The sequence below is a fragment of the Winogradskyella vincentii genome (assembly GCF_020166345.1).
GTDB lineage: Bacteria > Bacteroidota > Bacteroidia > Flavobacteriales > Flavobacteriaceae > Winogradskyella > Winogradskyella vincentii.
This window is the reverse complement of the sequence record NZ_JAIUJS010000028.1, coordinates 1-1,317: the sequence shown is the minus strand read 5'-3', so window position 1 is coordinate 1,317 and position 1,317 is coordinate 1. Positions and strand designations below refer to the sequence as shown.

Sequence of the window (1,317 nt, the reverse complement as noted above, 5' to 3'; positions counted from 1 at the left end):
TGCGAGATCGAGATACACCAAAGATAAATTACAATAAGATTCCTGCCTTCGCAGGAATGACAATGCGTTGCAGGGTTTTCACTATTGTAAAGCTCACCAAAAAGATTTACCGACAGGTAAATCTGCGAGATCGAGATACACCAAAGATAAATTACAATAAGATTCCTGCCTTCGCAGGAATGACAAAGCGCTGCAGGGTTTTCACTATTGTACAGCTTCCAAACGTAGATAAACCGAAGGTAAATCTGAGAAATCGAGATCCTCCCAAGGGAAATATCGATCTCGCTAAAGAATTTTAAAATAAACAATTTCAAGGGTTTAGTCCGCTCTAAATCGTTTTTTTTTAATTAATACCATTGATTCCATTTTATGATCAAATTGAACATGATTTAGATCACCATTTGGAAAACAAATCCTAATTTAAACTACAAAAATTTTTGATGCCAATGGTGATCTATAAATGCTGGTCTGTCTACTTAAATTAGCGCAAACTAGAAACAATACAACTAAAGCTGATGAAGGTTGTTTTTGGCGAATCAACTGGCTTTATGTAAACATTAATATTTTTTACCTAAATTTATTACATCGCTAATTAACTATACGAATGAAAGATTTATTAAAATCAATACTTTTACTGACGTTATGTTTACATCTATCGATTACAGTAAATGCTCAACAAAAAGAATATGTATCTACACAAAAGAAAGCTCAATTAACCACAACTGGACCCTCTGCTTTTGATCTTTTAATAGAGAAAATTTACAACGAAAAGCTTCCAACATCAGGAATTAATTCATTAGTAATAACCTATAAAGAAGAAAAAAAGAAAACAGGTAATGGCATTATTATAGTAAATAGAAAAAAATCTTCAAAGAAAAAAAAAGTCACCCCTCCATCAACCAAAGACAACACCTACCAAACTTTAAAACTTAAAAACAAGGGTTATAATACAGCTCCTCCAAAAGGAGGGATTAAAAAAACAACAAGTGTTTATGATAATGTACCAACTAAGAAAAATAACACCTACCAAACTCTTAAGCTAGATAAAAATGGTTATGACACTGCCCCTGTTAAAAACATTAAAAAAAGTTCAAAAACAGAAAACTATGATAATCCCGGACGTCCTTTATCCACAAATAAGAACCCTACTTTATTGAACTATGATCAACCTCCAAAGGCAAATAATAAGATTACATCTAACAAGTCTAATACTTACGATAGAGTAACGCCTCCATTGTCAAAAAAAGGAAATACTTACGATAATGTAAATTCATCGTTAAGCAAAAACTCTAATTCCTATGGCACCTTACCTCTAAA

The 1,317-nt window shown here is 32.1% G+C and carries 2 protein-coding genes; both read left to right on the top strand.

Annotated elements, in window-relative coordinates:
• Positions 1–299 (top strand): hypothetical protein (locus LBV24_RS15005; protein WP_224479476.1); only part of this gene is annotated, 299 nt, incomplete at its 5' end.
• A gap of 305 nt (positions 300–604) precedes the next feature.
• Positions 605–1,317: hypothetical protein (locus LBV24_RS15000; RefSeq protein WP_224479475.1), on the top strand; the 713-nt coding region annotated here is incomplete at its 3' end.